The 16,482-nt window shown below is 63.1% G+C and carries 16 protein-coding genes; 13 read left to right on the forward strand and 3 right to left on the reverse strand.

All coding sequences use genetic code 11. The annotated features are described in order from the left end of the window. Nucleotides 1-64 precede the first annotated feature (64 nt). The 8 genes from bamA (at nt 65) to U5782_RS08540 (ending at nt 8,450) form a co-directional block, all read left to right on the forward strand. On the forward strand, nt 65-2,371 hold the full coding sequence (bamA, locus tag U5782_RS08505; RefSeq protein WP_322043369.1) for an outer membrane protein assembly factor BamA: 2,307 nt from the start codon (nt 65-67) through the stop codon (nt 2,369-2,371). Nucleotides 2,372-2,415: 44 nt separating this feature from the next. Next, entirely contained in the window at nt 2,416-2,961 is a 546-nt protein-coding gene (locus U5782_RS08510) for an OmpH family outer membrane protein (RefSeq protein ID WP_322043370.1), read from the forward strand. A gap of 18 nt (nt 2,962-2,979) precedes the next feature. Beyond that, nucleotides 2,980-4,056 (forward strand): UDP-3-O-(3-hydroxymyristoyl)glucosamine N-acyltransferase, encoded by a 1,077-nt coding sequence (gene lpxD / locus U5782_RS08515; RefSeq protein WP_322043371.1) that lies wholly within the window; start codon nt 2,980-2,982, stop codon nt 4,054-4,056. A gap of 249 nt (nt 4,057-4,305) precedes the next feature. Next, on the forward strand, nt 4,306-4,770 hold the full coding sequence (gene fabZ, locus U5782_RS08520) for a 3-hydroxyacyl-ACP dehydratase FabZ (RefSeq protein WP_322043372.1): 465 nt from the start codon (nt 4,306-4,308) through the stop codon (nt 4,768-4,770). Between the two features lie 71 nt (nt 4,771-4,841). Then, on the forward strand, nt 4,842-5,630 hold the full coding sequence (lpxA, locus tag U5782_RS08525; protein WP_322043373.1) for an acyl-ACP--UDP-N-acetylglucosamine O-acyltransferase: 789 nt from the start codon (nt 4,842-4,844) through the stop codon (nt 5,628-5,630). 3 nt (nt 5,631-5,633) lie between these two features. Continuing rightward, on the forward strand, nt 5,634-6,803 hold the full coding sequence (gene lpxB, locus U5782_RS08530; protein WP_322043374.1) for a lipid-A-disaccharide synthase: 1,170 nt from the start codon (nt 5,634-5,636) through the stop codon (nt 6,801-6,803). Next, the gene (gene rnhB, locus U5782_RS08535; RefSeq protein ID WP_322043375.1) at nt 6,800-7,570 is read left to right on the forward strand and encodes a ribonuclease HII; all 771 of its coding nucleotides are present in this window, start codon (nt 6,800-6,802) and stop codon (nt 7,568-7,570) included. Before lpxB ends, rnhB begins: the two co-directional genes overlap by 4 nt. A 94-nt stretch (nt 7,571-7,664) precedes the next feature. Next, nucleotides 7,665-8,450: an RNA methyltransferase gene (locus U5782_RS08540; RefSeq protein ID WP_322043376.1), complete on the forward strand. Its 786-nt coding sequence runs from the start codon at nt 7,665-7,667 to the stop codon at nt 8,448-8,450. 84 nt (nt 8,451-8,534) lie between these two features. Here U5782_RS08540 and U5782_RS08545 read toward each other — a convergent pair whose 3' ends face one another. Continuing rightward, a complete protein-coding gene (locus U5782_RS08545) occupies nt 8,535-9,350 on the reverse strand; it encodes a pyruvate, water dikinase regulatory protein (protein WP_322043377.1) in 816 nt (271 codons plus the stop codon). 413 nt (nt 9,351-9,763) lie between these two features. Between U5782_RS08545 and ppsA the strand changes: the two genes are divergently transcribed. The 3 genes from ppsA to U5782_RS08560 all read left to right on the forward strand — a co-directional run bounded on the left by ppsA (nt 9,764) and on the right by U5782_RS08560 (nt 13,811). Next, a complete protein-coding gene (gene ppsA / locus U5782_RS08550; RefSeq protein WP_322043378.1) occupies nt 9,764-12,163 on the forward strand; it encodes a phosphoenolpyruvate synthase in 2,400 nt (799 codons plus the stop codon). 143 nt (nt 12,164-12,306) lie between these two features. Then, nucleotides 12,307-12,777: an NfeD family protein gene (locus U5782_RS08555; RefSeq protein WP_322043379.1), complete on the forward strand. Its 471-nt coding sequence runs from the start codon at nt 12,307-12,309 to the stop codon at nt 12,775-12,777. A 77-nt stretch (nt 12,778-12,854) separates the two neighbouring features. Continuing rightward, nucleotides 12,855-13,811: a stomatin-like protein gene (locus U5782_RS08560; protein ID WP_322043380.1), complete on the forward strand. Its 957-nt coding sequence runs from the start codon at nt 12,855-12,857 to the stop codon at nt 13,809-13,811. An 88-nt stretch (nt 13,812-13,899) separates the two neighbouring features. On the opposite strand, the gene smpB is transcribed toward U5782_RS08560, so the two are convergent. Next, on the reverse strand, nt 13,900-14,346 hold the full coding sequence (gene smpB, locus U5782_RS08565; protein ID WP_167055826.1) for an SsrA-binding protein SmpB: 447 nt from the start codon (nt 14,344-14,346) through the stop codon (nt 13,900-13,902). A gap of 102 nt (nt 14,347-14,448) precedes the next feature. Here smpB and U5782_RS08570 point away from each other — a divergent pair, with 102 nt between their 5' ends. Together U5782_RS08570 and U5782_RS08575 are read left to right on the forward strand one after the other, a co-directional pair. Continuing rightward, entirely contained in the window at nt 14,449-14,892 is a 444-nt protein-coding gene (locus U5782_RS08570) for a type II toxin-antitoxin system RatA family toxin (RefSeq protein WP_322043381.1), read from the forward strand. A gap of 32 nt (nt 14,893-14,924) precedes the next feature. Beyond that, nucleotides 14,925-15,257, forward strand: a complete 333-nt coding sequence (locus U5782_RS08575; protein ID WP_322043571.1) for an RnfH family protein — start codon at nt 14,925-14,927, stop codon at nt 15,255-15,257. Nucleotides 15,258-15,297: 40 nt separating this feature from the next. Here U5782_RS08575 and U5782_RS08580 read toward each other — a convergent pair whose 3' ends face one another. Further along, entirely contained in the window at nt 15,298-16,341 is a 1,044-nt protein-coding gene (locus U5782_RS08580; RefSeq protein ID WP_322043572.1) for a DMT family transporter, read from the reverse strand. Between the last annotated feature and the right edge of the window lie 141 nt (nt 16,342-16,482).

The raw sequence follows: 16,482 nt of genomic DNA on the forward strand, positions 1-16,482 counted from the left end.
TGTCTGGCGGCGTCCCAGGGCGGACCGCCTGATCTGATGCAGCTATACATACTGGGGAAGCACGTTGTTTAGACCTCATCGCTTGGTTCCAAAAACGGTTGCGGCTGCGGCGATTGCCGCTCAGGGTCTGGTGGCCCATGCTGCGACGACGCCTTTCGTGGTACAGGACATCCGCATCGAAGGGCTGCAACGCGTAGAGCCGGGCACGGTGTTCGCGTATCTGCCGATCAAACAGGGCGATACGTTCACCGACGACAAGGCCTCCGAAGCCATTCGCGCATTGTATGCGACCGGCTTCTTCAATGACGTGCGCATCGCCTCCGAAGGTGGTGTGGTCGTCGTGCAGGTGCAGGAGCGCCCGGCGATCGGCACGATCGATTTCGCCGGCATCCACGAGTTCGACAAGGACAATCTCACCAAGGCGCTGCGCGCAGTGGGTCTCTCGCAAGGCCGCTACTACGACAAGGCGCTGGTCGACAAGGCGGAGCAGGAGCTCAAGCGCCAGTACCTCACGCGCGGTTTTTACGCTGCTGAAGTCACGACCACCGTCACGCCGATCGACCGCAACCGCGTCGGTCTGCTGTTCTCGGTTGTCGAAGGTCCGAGCGCGAAGATCCGCCAGATCAACTTTATCGGCAACAAAACGTACAGCACCGGCACGCTCCTGAGCGAAATGCAGCTGTCCACGCCGAACTGGTTCTCCTGGTACACGAAGAACGACCTCTACTCGAAGGAAAAGCTCACGGGCGACCTCGAGAACGTGCGCTCGTACTACCTGAACCACGGTTACCTCGAGTTCAACATCGACTCGACCCAGGTCTCGATCTCGCCCGACAAGAAGGACATGTACCTCACGATCGGGATTCACGAGGGCGAACCGTACAAGATCTCGGCTATCCATCTCGCCGGCAATCTGCTCGACCGTCAGGCGGAGCTCAACAAGCTGGTCAAGATCAAACCGGGTGATCGTTTCTCGGCTGAAAAGCTGCAAGCCGCGACCAAGGCCATCGTCGACAAGCTCGGCGAATATGGCTATGCGTTCGCGACGGTCAATGCGCTGCCGCAGATCAACCAGGCTGACCACACCGTCGACCTCACGTTGCAGGTCGATCCGAGCCGCCGCGTCTACGTGCGCCGCGTCAACGTGGTGGGCAACACGCGTACGCGCGACGAAGTCGTGCGCCGCGAAATGCGCCAGCTCGAAAGCTCGTGGTTCGATTCGAGCCGCCTCGCGCTGTCGAAGGATCGTATCAATCGTCTGGGCTACTTCACCGACGTCGACGTGACCACGGTCCCCGTGGAAGGCACGGCCGACCAGGTGGACGTGGACGTGAAGGTTGCAGAAAAGCCGACCGGCGCGATCACGCTGGGCGCAGGCTTCTCGTCGACCGACAAGGTGGTGCTCTCCGCAGGCGTGTCGCAGGACAACGTGTTCGGTTCGGGCACGTCGCTGTCGGTGAACGTCAATACCGCGAAGTCGTACCGCACGCTGTCGGTTACCCAGGTCGATCCGTACTTCACGGTGGACGGCATCAAGCGCATTACGGACGTGTACTACCGTACGTATCAGCCGCTGTACTACTCGACCGATTCGAGCTTCAAGATCATCACGGCAGGCGGCGACCTGAAGTTCGGCATCCCGTTCTCGGAAGTCGATACCGTGTTCTTCGGCGTGGGCTTCGAGCAGGATCGTCTGGACGTCGATGATGCAACGCCGCAGTCGTACAAGGACTACGTCACCCAGTTCGGCCGCGTGTCGAACAACGTGCCGCTCACGATCGGCTGGTCGCGCGACGCGCGTGACAGCGCGCTCATTCCGAGCCGCGGTTACTTCCTCCAGGCCAACGCCGAGTACGGCACGCCTATCGGCGCGACCGAGTACTACAAGACCGACGTGCAGGCGCAGTACTATTACTCGTTTGCCCGTGGCTTCGTGCTGGGCCTGAACTTCCAGGCCGGCTACGGTAACGGCCTCGGCGGCAAGCCGTACCCGATCTTCAAGAACTACTACGCCGGTGGTATCGGTTCGGTGCGCGGTTATGAGCCTAGCTCGCTGGGGCCGCGCGACAAGACGACGAACGACCCGATCGGCGGCTCGAAGATGGTGGTCGGCAACATCGAACTGACGTTCCCGCTGCCGGGCACGGGCTACGACCGCACGCTGCGCGTCTTCACCTTCCTCGACGGTGGTAACGTCTGGGGCGACGAAGGCACGAGCGTCGGCTCGAACGGCCTGCGCTACGCCTACGGTGTGGGTCTCGCGTGGATCTCGCCGATTGGCCCGCTCAAGCTCAGTCTGGGCTTCCCGGTCACGAAGCACGAAGGCGACCAGTACCAGAAGTTCCAGTTCCAGATCGGCACGGCATTCTGACGAAACGTGCAGGAACGGGCATTTACAGAAACGAGAGGATAACTTTGCTAACGGGTATGTTTTCCAGACGGACGATCGGGGCCATGACGCTGTCGCTGGCGATGCTCGCTTTCGGCACGGGCGCGGCCCATGCGCAGGAAGCGAAGATCGCGGCGGTCAACTCCGATCGCATCCTGCGCGAATCCGCCCCCGCGAAGGCTGCGCAGACCAAACTCGAAGCCGAGTTCGCGAAGCGCGACAAGGACTTGCAGGACATGGCGCAGCGCCTGAAGGCGATGTCGGACTCGCTCGACAAGACCGGGCCGAGCCTGTCGGTGGCGGATCGCGCACAGAAGCAGCGCGATCTGTCGCAGCTCGACAGCGACTTCCAGCGCAAGCAGCGTGAATTCCGCGAAGACCTGAACCAGCGCCGCAACGAGGAACTCGCGGCGGTGCTGGATCGTGCGAACAAGGTGATCAAGCAGATTGCCGAGCAGCAGCACTACGATCTGATCGTGCAGGAAGCGGTGTACGTGAGCCCGCGTATCGACATCACCGACCAGGTGCTGAAGGCGCTCGCGTCCGGCAGCATCGGCAGCAACAGCAACTAAGGCAGGAGCAGCACGCGCATGGCATTTACGCTTGAGGCAATCGCCGGGCAGTTCGGCGGCGAGGTGGTGGGCGATGCGACGCAACGCGTCGGCTCGCTTGCGCCGCTCGACCAGGCGGGTCCGCAGCAACTGGCTTTCCTGGCCAACCCCAAGTATCTCTCGCAGGTCGAAACGACCCGCGCGGGCGCGGTCCTCATCAGTCCGGACGATCTCGCGAAGCTCGCCTCCCGCGAGGGTCGCAACTTCATCGTCACACCTAATCCGTATGCTTACTTCGCGCGTGTCGCGCAGGCGTTCATCGACCTGGCCGCGCCGAAGGTGCAGCCGGGCGTGCACCCGAGCGCACACGTCGACGCGACGGCCAAGGTGGCGGCAAGCGCCGTGATCGGCCCGAACGTGACCGTGGAAGCGGGCGCGGTGATTGGTGAAAAAGTGCGTCTGGACGCCAACGTGGTAATCGGCCGCGACACGCAGGTGGGCGAGGGTTCGCACCTTTATCCGGGCGTGACCGTGTATTACGGCTGCAAGATCGGCGCGCGCAATATCGTGCACGCGGGCGCCGTGATCGGCTCGGACGGCTTCGGTTTCGCCCCCGATTTCACGGGCGAAGGCGACGCGCGCACGGGTAGCTGGGTCAAGATTCCGCAGGTCGGCGGCGTGTCGACCGGTCCCGATGTCGAGATCGGCGCCAACACCACGATCGACCGTGGCGCAATGGCCGACACGATCATCGAGGAGTGCGTGAAGATCGACAACCTCGTGCAGATCGGCCACAACTGCAGGATCGGTGCGTACACCGTGATCGCGGGCTGTGCCGGCATCGCGGGTAGCACCACGGTCGGCAAGCACTGCATGATCGGCGGCGCGGTCGGCATCGCGGGGCACGTGACGCTGGGCGACTACGTGATCGTCACGGCGAAGTCGGGTGTCTCGAAGTCGCTGCCGAAGGCGGGGATTTACACCAGCGCGTTCCCGGCCGTCGATCACGCCGACTGGAACAAGAGCGCCGCGTTGCTGCGCAACATCGACAAGCTGCGCGACCGTATCCGGGCGCTCGAAGCCGCCGTCGCCCAAAAACCGCAGGGCGACGCCTAAGAATCAGGCCTGGTGGCGCGGCATGCGCCGCGTGCCGGGCCGCTCCCCGGGCGATACGCCCCAGGCTGCGCGCCTGGAACGCTTGCCCGGGGGAATCCGCATGCACGAAGTCGCGCGTGTGGCGCATACTGCGCCAGGGCGCGGACCGCAGGGGTACGTCTGGCCAGCGCGGCAATCGCCGCGCGAGGGTGGGCGCTTCGAGCAACGCAATCGAAAGTGACACGCAATTCCTGCGTGAGCAGAAACACCATGAACATCGAAAAACTCAACTTCGACATCCACAAGATCCTCACGCTGCTCCCGCACCGTTATCCGTTCCTGATGGTGGACCGGGTCCTCGAGCTCGAGCCGCACAAGAGCATCAAGGCGTTGAAGAATGTGACGATCAATGAGCCCTTTTTTACGGGCCATTTCCCGCAGCGTCCGGTCATGCCGGGCGTCATGATCCTCGAAGCGCTGGCGCAAACCGCCGCGCTGCTCACGTTCTCGGAAGAAGAGCAGGACTTCGAGAACACGCTGTACTACTTCGTCGGCATCGACGGTGCGCGTTTCAAGCGCGTGGTCGAGCCGGGCGACCAGCTCATCCTGAGCGTGACGTTCGAGCGCTACATGCGCGGCATCTGGAAGTTCAAGGCGCAAGCCGACGTGGACGGCGTGGTCGCCTGCGAGGCGGAACTCATGTGCACCGTCAAGAAAATGGACGCGGCGCAGTAAGCTGCGCCGTCGCGTGCCGCAGTGCGCCCGCAGGCGCCTGGGCACGACAACAGAATCGGAGAGCATGACGAATGAGCAGGATCCATCCCACTGCGATCGTCGAGCCAGGCGCGCAAGTCGACGAATCGGTCGAGATCGGCCCCTATGCGGTGATCGGTGCGAATGTCACCATCGGCGCACGGACCCAGGTCGGCTCGCATAGCGTGCTGGAAGGCCATACGACGATCGGCGAAGACAATTCGATCGGTCACTACGCGTCGATCGGCGGTCGCCCGCAGGACATGAAGTACCGCGGCGAGCCCACGAAGCTCGTGATCGGCAATCGCAACACGATCCGTGAGTTCACGACGCTGCATACGGGTACGGTGCAGGACACCGGCATCACGTCGATCGGCGACGACTGCTGGATCATGGCCTACGTGCACGTGGGCCACGATTGCCGTCTGGGCAACAACATCATCATGTCGAGCAACGCGCAGCTCGCGGGCCACGTGATCGTGGACGATCACGCGATCGTCGGCGGCATGACCGGCGTGCACCAGTTCGTGCGCATCGGCGCGCACTCGATGGTGGGCGGCGCTTCGGCACTCGTGCAGGACGTGCCGCCGTTCGTGATCGCCGCGGGCAACAAGGCGGTGCCGCACGGCATCAACGTCGAAGGTCTGCGTCGCCGGGGCTTCTCGCCCGATGCGATTTCGGCGCTGCGCGCGGCCTATCGCACGTTGTACAAGAACAGCCTGTCGCTCGAAGAAGCGAAGGTGCAGCTCGCCGAACTCGCCCAGGCGGGCGGTGACGGCGACGTGCACGTGAAGGCGCTGCTCAGCTTCGTCGAGCAGTCGCAACGCGGCATCATCCGCTAAACGATGGCGTTGCAAACCCATCCGCTGCGTCTCGCGATGGTCGCCGGCGAACCGTCCGGCGACCTGCTCGCATCGTCGCTGCTCAAGGGGCTCGTCAGCAAGCTGCCGGATACTGCGCAGTACTACGGAATCGGCGGCCCGCGCATGCAGGCCGTCGGTTTCGACGCGCACTGGCCGATGGACAAGCTCACGGTGCGCGGCTACGTCGAGGCGCTCAAGCACATTCCCGAAATCCTGCGTATTCGCCGGGAGCTCAAGCATCAGTTGCTCGCGGAAGCGCCCGATGTCTTCATCGGCGTCGATGCGCCGGATTTCAACTTCGGTCTCGAACAGCCGCTGCGCGAAGCCGGCATTCCCACGATCCATTTCGTCTGCCCGTCGATCTGGGCGTGGCGGGGCGGGCGCATCAAGAAGATCCAGAAGTCTGTGGATCACATGCTCTGCGTATTCCCGTTCGAGACGGCGATCCTGGAGAAGGCCGGCGTGGCGGCGACCTACGTGGGCCATCCGCTCGCCGACGACATCCCGCTCGAACCGGACGTGCCCGGTGCGCGCCGCGCGCTTGGCCTGCCCGATAGTGGTCCGATCATCGCGGTCTTGCCCGGCAGCCGCCGTTCGGAGATCAACCTGATCGGCCCGACGTTCTTCGACGCGATGCAGATCATGCAGCAGCGCGAACCTGGCCTGCGCTTCGTGATGCCGGCGGCGACGCCGGCGATCCACACACAGTTGCAGGAGCTGGCGAGCCAGCATCAAGGTCTGGCGCTGACGATCGTCGACGGTCAGTCGCAACTCGCGATGACGGCCGCCGATGCGATCCTCGTGAAGAGCGGCACAGTTACGCTCGAAGCGGCGCTGCTCAAGAAGCCGATGGTCATCTCCTACAAGGTGCCCTGGCTGACGGGGCAGATCATGCGCCGTCAGGGCTATCTGCCTTATGTCGGTCTGCCGAACATTCTGGCGGGGCGTTTCGTGGTGCCGGAAATCCTCCAGCATTTCGCCACGCCTGAGGCGCTTGCCGACGCCACGCTCACGCAGTTGCATGACGAGGCGAACCGGCGCACCCTGACCGAAGTGTTCACGCAGATGCATCACGCGTTGCGTCAGAACACGGCGGAACGCGCGGCCGAGGTGGTGGCGCGCGTCGTGGAAAGCCGCAAGGGGCGGGCATGACCGGAAGCACGATCAAGCGCACGAAAGTGACGCCGAAGCCGAAGGCGCCGTCGCAGGCCGCGCTCAAGCGCGCCGTGCGTCTTCAGCGTGCGGAGCAGGCCGGTCTGCTGTTCGATTCGCCCGACGACATCATCTGCGGCGTGGACGAAGCGGGCCGTGGTCCGCTCGCGGGTCCCGTGGTCGCGGCCGCCGTGATCCTCGATCCCGCGCGCCCGATCGAAGGCCTCGACGACTCGAAGGCGCTCACCGCGAAATCGCGTGACGCGCTTTACGACCTGATCGTCGAGCGCTCGCTCGCCTGGTGCGTGGCGCAAGCGAGCGTCGAGGAAATCGATACGCTCAACATCCTGCACGCGACCATGCTGGCGATGCGTCGTGCGGTCGAAGGCCTGAGCGTCACGCCCACGTTGGCGAAAATCGACGGCAATCGCTGCCCGGTCCTGCCGGTGCGTAGCGAGGCCGTGATTGGCGGCGATGCGATCGTGCCGGCCATTTCGGCGGCGTCGATCATCGCCAAGGTGACGCGCGACCGCATGATGCTGGAGATGCACACAGTCTTCCCGAACTATGGTTTCGATGCACACGCAGGCTACGGCACGGCGCAGCATTTGACGGCGCTGCGCACGCATGGCCCCTGTGAGCATCACCGGCGCTCGTTTGCGCCGGTGCGCGAGGCGTTTGCGTTGCATGGCGGCGTCGTTGTGTCCGGTGCAGCCACGCAAGCTGTCGATCCAGCGCGGCCAGACGACGCCTTCGCGCCAGTCTGAACCCGCCGATGCGCTCGCCGATCTCATCCGGCGCCGCCTCGTGCGGCGCCGTTTTCCTTTTTACTGATCCTTTTCTGACCCGTCAGGCCCGCCCGTGAAAGCCATTACCTCGCGCGACAATCCGCTCTACAAGCGCCTGAAGGCGCTGGCCGGCTCGACGCATCAACAGCGGCGCGCCCATCAGGCCCTGCTCGAAGGGTTCCATCTTGCGAGCGCCTGGCTCGACGGCGGTGCGCAGCCCGAATACTGCGTCGTGACCGAAGGCGCGCTCGAACACGAAGAGGCGCGCGATATCGTCGCGCGCGTCGACGAGCGCCGCATCATTACGCTGCCCGATGCCTTGTTCGGTCAGCTATCCAACGTCGTTCACGGCGCCGGCATGCTGCTGCTCGTCGACATGCCCGAGGCGACCTTGCCGCAGCGCGTGGCGTCAACCTGCCTTGTGCTCGATGGTCTGCAGGATGCGGGCAATGTCGGCTCGATTTTGCGTAGCGCGGCCGCGGCGGGCATCGACAAGGTGTTCTGTACGCCGGGCACCGCTTACGCATGGTCGTCGAAGGTGTTGCGCTCGGCGATGGGAGCGCATTTTCTGTTGCAGGTGTTCGAAAACGTTGAGCCGCAGACGCTGATCGACATGCTCGGCGTGCCTATTGTCATCACCGATTCGCATGGTGCGCAGGCCATCGACGAGGCCGATCTCGCGGGCCAGGTCGCGTGGGTGTTCGGCAATGAGGGTGCGGGCGTGTCGCAGGTGTGGCGCGATGCGGCGGCGCTGCGCGTGACCATTCCGCAGCCCGGTGGCATGGAGTCGCTCAATGTCGCAGCGGCTGCGGCCGTCTGCGTGTTCGAGCAGTGCCGGCAGCAGCGGCATGCGCGTTGAGCGTTTCCTCCGTTCAAAAACAAAAAAACCTGCGAAATGCAGGCTTTTTTGTGTCGAATCGAAAACGCGCGTTGAAAGAACCGATCAGTAAGCAGGTTTGTCGATGCGGATTTCCTGAAGAATCGTCGTGGCGATTTCCTCGATCGACTTGTGCGTGGAGGAGAGCCACTTGATGCCTTCGCGGCGCATCATCGCTTCGGCTTCGTTCACCTCGTAGCGGCAGTTTTCCAGTGCTGCGTACTTGCTACCCGGACGCCGCTCGTTACGGATTTCCGTGAGACGCTGCGGGTCGATCGACAGTCCGAAGATCTTCGATCGATGCGACAGCAGCGAATTCGGCAGCTTGCCACGCTCGAAGTCGTCGGGAATCAGCGGGTAGTTGGCGGCCTTCACGCCGTATTGCATGGCGAGATAAAGACTCGTCGGCGTCTTGCCGCTACGCGACACGCCCACGAGAATCACGTCGGCGTCGGCGAGATTGCGGTCGGACTGGCCGTCGTCGTGAGCGAGCGAGAAGTTGATTGCCTCGATACGGTTCTTGTATTCGTCGGTGTCCGCGTTCTGGTGGCCGCGGCCCATCGCGTGGCTCGACTTGAGCTCCAGCTCCTGTTCCAGCGGCTCCACGAAGGTCTGGAACATGTCGAGCACGAGTGCATTCGCGCGTTTGACGATTTCGTTCGAGCTGCTGTCTACCAGCGTCGTAAAGACGATCGGGCGGCGGCCTTCTTGTACGGCGGCTTCGTTGATCTTCTCGGCGGTCGCGTAAGCCTTGTCGCTCGAGTCCACGAAGGGCACACGCACAAGGCGGAATTTCTGGTCGAACTGCGACAGGATCGAATGCGCGAACGTTTCGGCAGTGATCCCGGTACCGTCGGAGACGATGAATACGGTAGGCGGCATCGGATGAGGCTGGGTACGTGAGCTGCTGGGGGGCTCGGAACGGGCGGAAAAGCCCGGGGAGCGCTGATGGGACCGCTGTGGGACGATTCCGAGGCGCGATTCTCGCCGACTGACACATTTTCCAGAGTCGGCACGGTAGAATAGCGGCAACCTGTTGGATAAGCAATTGCAGTGCAACCGCGCCAAACCGCAGTCCATCGTGGCTCATTCTGGCGTCAACTTGCAGCGAATTTGCAGAACTTCCTGCAATCGCGCGCATCTTCCTGCTTCTCCTTGTGTCGGCATCAGGCTCCCCGGGCCGTGGCGATTGCTTCTCCAACAGGTTGCGCAAGACGCGTGACGGCTTCCAATAGGCGGTCCGCGTTCGAGCCCACTTGCGCAATCGTGAATTTTTTTCACACTTAGGGGCTTGTATGACTAACACCGTTGCCAAGGATCAGGCGTATGTAGTGCCTTTCGAGCAGTTGCGGATGACCGACGTTGAGATTGTGGGCGGCAAGAACGCCTCGCTCGGCGAAATGATCAGCCAGTTGGCTGAGGCTGGCGTGCGTGTGCCCACGGGCTTCGCGACGACTGCGCTCGCCTTCCGCGACTTCCTGAAACATAACAACCTGACCGAACGGATCGCCGCTCGCCTGGAAACGCTCGACGTCGACGACGTCAAGGCGCTTGCAGAAGCCGGCAAGGAAATCCGTCAATGGATCATCGACGCGCCGTTGCAGTCGCAGCTCGAAGCGGACATCCGCGCAGGCTTCGAAACGCTGCAAGCGGGCTCGCCGACTGAGCTGTCGTTCGCCGTGCGTTCGTCGGCAACGGCAGAAGATCTGCCCGACGCTTCGTTCGCCGGTCAGCAGGAAAGCTACCTGAACGTGGTGGGCGTCGAGGACGTGCTCGACCGTCTCAAGCACGTGTTCGCGTCGCTCTACAACGACCGCGCTATCTCGTATCGCGTCCACAAGGGCTTCACCCACGCTGAAGTCGCGCTGTCGGCTGGCGTGCAGCGCATGGTCCGTTCGGACCGCGGCGCCGCCGGCGTGATGTTCACGCTGGACACGGAGTCGGGCTTCAAGGACGCGGTCTTCATCACGTCGAGCTACGGCCTCGGCGAGACTGTCGTGCAGGGCGCGGTGAATCCGGACGAGTTCTACGTCTTCAAGACCACGCTCGCGCAAGGCAAGGCGCCGATCATCCGCCGCTCGATCGGCTCGAAGCTCATCAAGATGGAGTTCACGCAGCCGGGCGAACCGGGCCGCGTGAAGACGGTCGACGTCTCGCACGAACAGCGCAACCGCTTCTCGATCACCGACGAAGACGTGATCGAACTGGCCAAGTACGCCGTCATCATCGAAAAGCACTACCAGCGTCCGATGGACATCGAGTGGGGCAAGGACGGTCTCGACGGCAAGATCTTCATTCTCCAGGCACGTCCGGAGACGGTGAAGAGCCAGGCTGCGGGCAAGGTCGAGCAGCGCTTCAAGCTCAAGGGCCAGTCGCAGGTTCTGGCAACGGGCCGTGCAATCGGTCAGAAGATCGGCGCGGGCCGCGTGAAGGTGATTCACGATCCGTCCGAAATGGAACGCGTGCAGCCGGGCGACGTGCTGGTCGCGGACATGACCGACCCGAACTGGGAGCCGGTGATGAAGCGTGCAGCCGCCATCGTCACGAACCGTGGCGGTCGTACCTGCCATGCGGCGATCATCGCGCGTGAGCTGGGCGTGCCGGCAGTCGTGGGCTGCGGCGACGCAACCGACGTGCTGAAGGACGGCGCGCTGGTGACGGTGTCGTGCGCAGAAGGCGACGAAGGCCGCATCTATGACGGTCTGCTGGAAACAGAAGTCAGCGAAGTCCAGCGTGGCGAGCTGCCGGCGATTCCGGTCAAGATCATGATGAACGTCGGCAACCCGCAACTCGCGTTCGACTTCTCGCAGCTGCCGAACGCTGGTGTGGGCCTCGCGCGTCTCGAGTTCATCATCAACAACAACATCGGCGTTCACCCGAAGGCGATTCTCGAGTACCCGAACATCGACGCGGACCTGAAGAAGGCCGTGGAAAGCGTTGCACGTGGCCATGCATCGCCGCGCGCGTTCTACGTCGACAAGCTCACGGAAGGCATCGCCACGATCGCGGCGGCGTTCTATCCGAAGCCCGTCATCGTGCGTATGTCGGACTTCAAGTCGAACGAGTACAAGAAGCTGATCGGCGGTTCGCGCTACGAGCCGGACGAAGAAAACCCGATGCTGGGTTTCCGTGGCGCCTCGCGCTACATCGCCGACGACTTCGCGCAAGCGTTCGAAATGGAGTGCCTGGCGCTCAAGCGCGTGCGTGAAGAGATGGGCCTCTCGAACGTCGAGATCATGGTGCCGTTCGTGCGTACGCTCAAGCAGGCGGAGCGCGTCGTGGGCCTGCTCGAGAAGTTCGGCCTCAAGCGCGGCGAAAACGGTCTGCGCCTGATCATGATGTGCGAAGTGCCGACCAACGCGATTCTCGCCGAAGAGTTCCTGCAGTACTTCGACGGCTTCTCGATCGGTTCGAACGACCTCACGCAGCTCACGCTCGGCCTGGACCGGGATTCGGGTATGGAGCTGCTGGCTGCCGACTTCGACGAGCGCGATCCTGCCGTCAAGTTCCTGCTCAAGCGTGCGATCGAAACCTGCCGCCGTCTGAACAAGTACGTCGGCATCTGCGGTCAGGGCCCGTCCGATCATCCGGACTTCGCTGAATGGCTGGCGGAAGAAGGCATCGCTTCGATCTCGCTGAACCCCGACACGGTCGTCGAAACGTGGCAGGCGCTCGCGAAGGCGCAAGCGAAGTAATGCCCACGGACGGCGCAAGCCGTCCCGCTCTGCGCAAAGCTTGATGCAGCTTGCATTTTGCTTTCGCGTGCAGCGGAAAAAAGTGTCAGCTTCGTGCTATAACACCCCGGTCTATCCGGGGTGTTTTACTTTGGGAGGTCGACGTGGGTCCGCATGGTGTGTTCTGGTGGATCGGCGCGGGCGTGCTGATCGTGGCCGAGTTGATGACCGGCACCTTCTATCTGCTGATGATCGCGCTCGGCTTCCTGGCGGGTGTGCTGGCTTTCGAGCTGGGCGCGCCGCTCGATCTGCAACTCGTGGCGGCTGCGCTGGTGGCGCTGGTGGCCGTGATCGTATTGCGGCGTTCGCGCTTTGGGCGCAGGCGGCGTATGGTCGACGCTTCGAGCGACCCCGGTGTGAATCTCGACATCGGCTCCACGCTCACGGTCGCCGCGTGGCATGAGGGGCGAGCCCGCACGATGTATCGCGGCGCCGAATGGGATGTCGAACTCGCACCCGGCGAGCCCGAGGACGCTCATCTTTACCGGATCAAGGCCGTGCGCGGCAGTTGCCTCATCGTAGCGGCGGAGCATGGCAGCGTGACCGGTGCCAATGCAGGCGCGCATCACGCCTGAAAGGCCGCCGGCGCGAAGGCGTCCATGTCGTCTATCAAGATCCAGATCAAATCCAGTCGAAGCAAAAGGGGAAGCGCATGCAAGTACCAGTTGTCGGGCTGATTCTGCTCGTGATCGTCATCGTGCTGGTGTCGAAGACCGTCAAGATCGTGCCTCAGCAGCACGCCTGGGTGCTCGAGCGGCTTGGCCGCTACCACGCCACGCTCACGCCCGGTCTCACGATCGTGCTGCCGTTCATCGATCGCGTGGCCTACAAGCACGTGCTCAAGGAAATCCCGCTCGATGTGCCCAGCCAGATCTGTATCACGCGCGACAACACCCAGTTGCAGGTGGACGGCGTGCTGTACTTCCAGGTGACCGATCCGATGAAAGCGTCGTACGGGTCGAGCAACTTCGTGTTCGCGATTACGCAGTTGTCGCAGACCACGCTGCGCTCGGTGATCGGCAAGCTCGAACTCGACAAGACCTTCGAGGAGCGCGATTTCATCAACCACAGCGTGGTGTCGGCGCTCGATGAGGCGGCCTCGAACTGGGGCGTGAAGGTGCTGCGCTACGAGATCAAGGATCTGACGCCGCCCAAGGAAATCCTCCACGCCATGCAGGCGCAGATCACGGCCGAGCGTGAGAAGCGCGCGCTGATCGCGGCGTCGGAAGGGCGCAAGCAGGAGCAGATCAACCTCGCGGCAGGCGCGCGCGAAGCGGCGATCCAGAAGTCGGAAGGCGAGCGGCAAGCCGCGATCAATCAGGCGCAGGGCCAGGCGGCAGCGATTCTGGCGGTCGCGGACGCCAATGCGCAGGCTATTCTGAAGATCGGCAACTCGATCCAGGCGCAGGGCGGCATGGATGCGGTCAACCTCAAGGTGGCCGAGCAGTATGTGACGGCCTTCGGCAACCTGGCCAAGCAGGGCAATACGCTGATCGTGCCGGGCAATATGAGCGATCTGAGTTCGATGATTGCATCGGCGCTGACGATCGTGAACCGCACGGGCATGAAAGAGACGCAACTGGGCCGCGATGCGGCAAAGGGCGTCTGAGCGTCCGGCAAGTCAGTCACGTGCGTTGAACAGTAAAAAGGGCGGCCCCAGGCCGCCCTTTGTTACATCTGAGGGTTTGTGCAGACGATCAGGTAGGCGTGCGCATCAGGCGCGCCTTTTCGCGCTGCCAGTCGCGCTGCTTTTCGGTCTCGCGCTTGTCGTGCAGCTTCTTGCCCTTGGCTAGGCCGATCTCGCACTTCACGCGGCCGCCCTTGTAGTGGAAGTTCAGCGGCACGAGCGTGAAACCGCGCTGTTCGACCTTGCCGATCAGCTTGTCGATTTCCTCGCGGTGCAGCAGCAGCTTGCGCGTGCGCGTGGCGTCGGGGTGGATGTGCGTCGAGGCCTCGGGCAGCGGGCTGATGTGCGTGCCGATCAGGAACAGCTCGCCGTCCTTGATGATGACGTAGGCTTCCTTGATGTTGGCTCGCCCGGCGCGCATGGCCTTGACCTCCCATCCTTCGAGCACGAGCCCCGCCTCGTGGCGCTCTTCGATGAAGTAATCGAAGAAGGCTTTTCTGTTGTCGATGATGCTCATAGGAAAATGGGAAACGCCCAACTCGTTTAAAATTACGATTTTAGCAAAGCGGGCCAGCGAAAGCCCGCCGCGCCTTCACTCTTGCATCGCATTGCGCAATTTATGGCGGATGTCCAGAAAACCGTGTTGATTCGCCATTCGGCGGAACAGATGTTCGACCTCGTGACCGACGTCGACGACTATCCCAACTTCCTGCCGTGGTGCGGCGGCGTCGAGGTTCGCCGCAAGGACGAAAACGGCATGGAGGCGAAGATCGATATCAACTTCAAGGGCATCAAACAGCACTTTGCCACGCGTAACACGCAGAAGCGGCCCGAACGTATCGATATGGAGTTCACCGACGGCCCTTTCAAGAAGTTCACGGGCTCGTGGCGCTTCACGCCGCTGCGCGCGGACGCCTGCAAGATCGAATTCTCGCTGCACTACGAGTTTTCTAACATCATTCTCGAAAAGATCATCGGGCCGGTGTTCCACCATATCGCGAACACCTTCGTCGATTCCTTCGTGAAGCGCGCCGACCAGCGCTACGGCAAGAACAAAGTATGAGCGCGAATGTGTCCCAGACTGTGTCCGACAACGTGTCGGCGGCGTTGTCCATCGACGTGTGTTACGCGCTGCCCGACGCGCAGACGCGCATCGGCGTGCAGTTGCCATCGGGTGCGACCGTCCAGCAGGCCATCGACGCGAGCGGCATATTGACGCGCCATCCCGAGATCGATCTGACGAAACAGAAGGTGGGCGTGTACGGCAAGCTTAAGCCGCTCGACACCGTGCTCGTCGATCGCGACCGCGTGGAGATCTACCGCCCGCTGGTCGCGGACCCGAAGCTCGCGCGCCAGCGCCGTGTCGACAAGAGCCGCAAGGCGGGTTCGATCGAAGGGCGCAAGTGGCAGAACAAGGATTCGCGCTGACCGGGTGCTGGATCAGCGCGTAGCACGCTCAACACATCGCTCAGCTCGTCACCCGGCGCCGCTGCGCGCCGCTCTCGCGGTCGTCGGCCGATTTGCCGATTCCCGGCAAGTCGCCTTCCGGGACGATGCCGTCGCCATGCACGGTATCTTCCGGCCCGCCCGAGTGCTGACGCACCGACCAGCTCACCCCCGCCACCAGCAGAACGATCGCCGCGATTTCCAGCCCGCGCGGCAGTCGGTGGTCGTACACGAAGCCATAGAGCAGGGCGAACAGTGTCTCGAACACAATCATCTGACCTGAAAGCGTCAACGGCAGGCGCTTGGCGGCGGCGTTCCACAGACCATTGCCGAGCCACGACGCGCCGATTGCCAGCACGAGGTTCAGTTGCCAGAACGTGGCCCAGCGCCCATTGGCAACGCCTGTCTGCACCGTGCCAGCCGGCATCGCGAGAATCACGAGCCACAACACGCCGCCGAGCGCTCCCGTCACCACGCCCCATAGCACCGACCACTCATTGCCGCCGAAGTGGGCATTGCGCTGCAGGTAGCGTGAATTTTCCACGGCGTACCACGTCCAGCAGACCAGTGCGCCGACCGCGCAGCCGATCCCGGCGATCTTGGTGAGCGTGCCGGCGTGATCGCCCGTGCTGGCGGACGCCGAGAACACATCGACATTGATGCACACGATGCCCGCCGCGATCATGGCGAGCGGCCACGCCAGCTTCGAGAGCGGTACGGCGCCATGATCGGCGCGTCCGAGCAGTGTGACGGTCACAGGCAGCACGCCGACGATCAGCGACGCCGGTGCGATGCCGACTAGGTGGATCGCACTGGCCAGGAAAAGGTAGTAGAGCAGGTTGCCCACCAACGCGAGCTTGACGAGCGCCACGAGATCGTCGCGCGTGAGACGCGGCCAGACACGCTTGAGCATTGGCAGCAGGGCGGCCAGCGAGACGAGTCCGTACATCACGTAGCGTCCGGCGCTCAGGAGCAGGGGCGAGAAGTCCGCCAGTTGACGAGGCACGACGAACACGCATCCCCATAACGCTCCGGCGAGCACGCCGTACAACACACCACGCTGCATTTCCATTGCCTCCGCAAGTCACTAGTGGAGGGCAGCTTAATCGTGCGGGCCGCACGGTGTCTTGTTCAATCCTGCACGGGCGCACCGCCAGGTAGACCGCAAGTCATGCTGGATGAATCGAAATTCGGGTCGGAAACGCGG

It is taken from the genome of Paraburkholderia sp. J67, from assembly GCF_905220265.1.
Taxonomy (GTDB): domain Bacteria; phylum Pseudomonadota; class Gammaproteobacteria; order Burkholderiales; family Burkholderiaceae; genus Paraburkholderia.

Bases quoted from the DNA above. Each gene is read 5' to 3' on its own strand.
- lpxD (WP_322043371.1), top strand. From the start codon at position 2,980: ATGGCATTTACGCTTGAGGCAATCGCCGGGCAGTTCGGCGGCGAGGTG.
- fabZ (WP_322043372.1), top strand. From the start codon at position 4,306: ATGAACATCGAAAAACTCAACTTCGACATCCACAAGATCCTCACGCTG.
- lpxA (WP_322043373.1), top strand. From the start codon at position 4,842: ATGAGCAGGATCCATCCCACTGCGATCGTCGAGCCAGGCGCGCAAGTC.
- lpxB (WP_322043374.1), top strand. From the start codon at position 5,634: ATGGCGTTGCAAACCCATCCGCTGCGTCTCGCGATGGTCGCCGGCGAA.
- rnhB (WP_322043375.1), top strand. From the start codon at position 6,800: ATGACCGGAAGCACGATCAAGCGCACGAAAGTGACGCCGAAGCCGAAG.
- U5782_RS08545 (WP_322043377.1), bottom strand. From the start codon at position 9,350: ATGCCGCCTACCGTATTCATCGTCTCCGACGGTACCGGGATCACTGCC.
- ppsA (WP_322043378.1), top strand. From the start codon at position 9,764: ATGACTAACACCGTTGCCAAGGATCAGGCGTATGTAGTGCCTTTCGAG.
- U5782_RS08560 (WP_322043380.1), top strand. From the start codon at position 12,855: ATGCAAGTACCAGTTGTCGGGCTGATTCTGCTCGTGATCGTCATCGTG.
- smpB (WP_167055826.1), bottom strand. From the start codon at position 14,346: ATGAGCATCATCGACAACAGAAAAGCCTTCTTCGATTACTTCATCGAA.
- U5782_RS08570 (WP_322043381.1), top strand. From the start codon at position 14,449: ATGGCGGATGTCCAGAAAACCGTGTTGATTCGCCATTCGGCGGAACAG.
- U5782_RS08580 (WP_322043572.1), bottom strand. From the start codon at position 16,341: ATGCAGCGTGGTGTGTTGTACGGCGTGCTCGCCGGAGCGTTATGGGGA.